General features: G+C 51.5%; 9 tRNA genes. All 9 read left to right on the top strand.

From position 1 onward, the window contains the following. The first annotated feature begins 85 nt into the window (after nt 1-85). The 9 genes from IV64_RS07890 (at nt 86) to IV64_RS07850 (ending at nt 899) form a co-directional block, all read left to right on the top strand. Nucleotides 86-159 (top strand) — tRNA-Met (locus tag IV64_RS07890). A gap of 15 nt (nt 160-174) precedes the next feature. Then, nucleotides 175-248: transfer RNA gene (locus tag IV64_RS07885), tRNA-Ile, on the top strand. 42 nt (nt 249-290) lie between these two features. Then, a tRNA-Ser gene (locus IV64_RS07880) sits at nt 291-380 on the top strand. Nucleotides 381-386: 6 nt separating this feature from the next. Beyond that, nucleotides 387-460, top strand: a tRNA-Met gene (locus IV64_RS07875). Between the two features lie 5 nt (nt 461-465). Beyond that, a tRNA-Asp gene (locus tag IV64_RS07870) sits at nt 466-540 on the top strand. A 30-nt stretch (nt 541-570) separates the two neighbouring features. Next, nucleotides 571-643 (top strand) — tRNA-Phe (locus IV64_RS07865). 14 nt (nt 644-657) lie between these two features. Then, nucleotides 658-728 (top strand) — tRNA-Gly (locus IV64_RS07860). A gap of 4 nt (nt 729-732) precedes the next feature. Next, nucleotides 733-807, top strand: a tRNA-Ile gene (locus tag IV64_RS07855). Between the two features lie 4 nt (nt 808-811). Continuing rightward, nucleotides 812-899: transfer RNA gene (locus IV64_RS07850), tRNA-Ser, on the top strand. Nucleotides 900-913 lie beyond the last annotated feature (14 nt).

Genomic DNA, 913 nt, shown 5'->3' with positions numbered 1-913 from the left:
GTAGAGCACCTGGTTTGGGACCAGGGGGTCGCAGGTTCGAATCCTGTTTTCCCGATTAAGTAGTCATTTTGATTATTTAACAGATCGCGGTGTAGCTCAGCTGGCTAGAGCGTCCGGTTCATACCCGGGAGGTCGAGGGTTCGATTCCCCCTGCCGCGATAGGAATAAGCGCTTGGACCTTTAGCTCAGTTGGTTAGAGCAGACGGCTCATAACCGTCGGGTCGTAGGTTCGAGCCCTACAAGGTCCATCTACTAATTATAGTGGACGTGTTCCTAGTTACATCACATATGGAGGATTACCCAAGTCTGGCTGAAGGGAACGGTCTTGAAAACCGTCAGGTGGGTCAAACCACGCGAGAGTTCGAATCTCTCATCCTCCTTATTATCGCGGGATGGAGCAGTCTGGTAGCTCGTCGGGCTCATAACCCGAAGGTCGTAGGTTCAAACCCTGCTCCCGCAATATTTGGTCCGTTGGTCTAGTTGGTTTAGGACGCCTGCCTGTCACGCAGGAGATCACGAGTTCGAGTCTCGTACGGACCGTTCAACAAAATAAAACTTAATGGCTACAATGGCTCGGTAGCTCAGTCGGTAGAGCAATGGATTGAAGCTCCATGTGTCGGCGGTTCGATTCCGTCCCGCGCCATATCTGTAAAATATGCGGGTATAGTTTAGTGGTAAAACCACAGCCTTCCAAGCTGTTGTCGCGAGTCCGATTCTCGTTACCCGCTTTTTGGGCCTATAGCTCAGCTGGTTTAGAGCGCACGCCTGATAAGCGTGAGGTCGATGGTTCAAGTCCATTTAGGCCCATTTTGGAGAAGTACTCAAGTGGCTGAAGAGGCGCCCCTGCTAAGGGTGTAGATCGCGCAAGCGGTGCGAGGGTTCGAATCCCTCCTTCTCCGTTGTTTTATTTATA

Origin of the sequence: Lactiplantibacillus xiangfangensis, from assembly GCF_001438845.1 — a bacterium.
GTDB classification, from domain to species: domain Bacteria; phylum Bacillota; class Bacilli; order Lactobacillales; family Lactobacillaceae; genus Lactiplantibacillus; species Lactiplantibacillus xiangfangensis.
Note: the sequence above shows the minus strand (reverse complement) of the source record. Positions and strands in the feature narration are given on the sequence as shown.